Source organism: Flagellimonas flava (genome assembly GCF_050617915.1).
Classification (GTDB): domain Bacteria; phylum Bacteroidota; class Bacteroidia; order Flavobacteriales; family Flavobacteriaceae; genus Flagellimonas; species Flagellimonas flava_A.
The window spans coordinates 1-269 of sequence record NZ_JBODQE010000067.1 but is presented as its reverse complement, the minus strand read 5'-3'; the positions used below and the strand labels follow the sequence as shown (position 1 = coordinate 269).

At 37.2% G+C, this 269-nt stretch carries 1 protein-coding gene; it reads left to right on the top strand.

Annotated elements, in window-relative coordinates:
- On the top strand, nucleotides 1–269 hold a 269-nt coding region (locus tag ACRHOZ_RS21005; protein WP_431130241.1), incomplete at both ends, for a homocitrate synthase/isopropylmalate synthase family protein.

Genomic DNA, 269 nt, shown 5'->3' with positions numbered 1-269 from the left:
GGTTTTAAAAGAAGTAACAACTTATGAAATTATCGAACCAGCGCTTATAGGAGAATCTCAAAATCTCTTTGTACTTGGGAAACATTCTGGCCGTCATGCGTTTACGGAAAAAATGAAAGAGCTTGGTTATGAATTTACAAATGAAGAGCGAGATGCGGCATTCGAAGCATTTAAAAAGTTGGCTGATCGTAAAAAGGAAATTACTGAAGAAGATTTACGCGCACTTATGCTTGGTGAAGCAGCATTTGCAGCTCAGCAATATAACATTA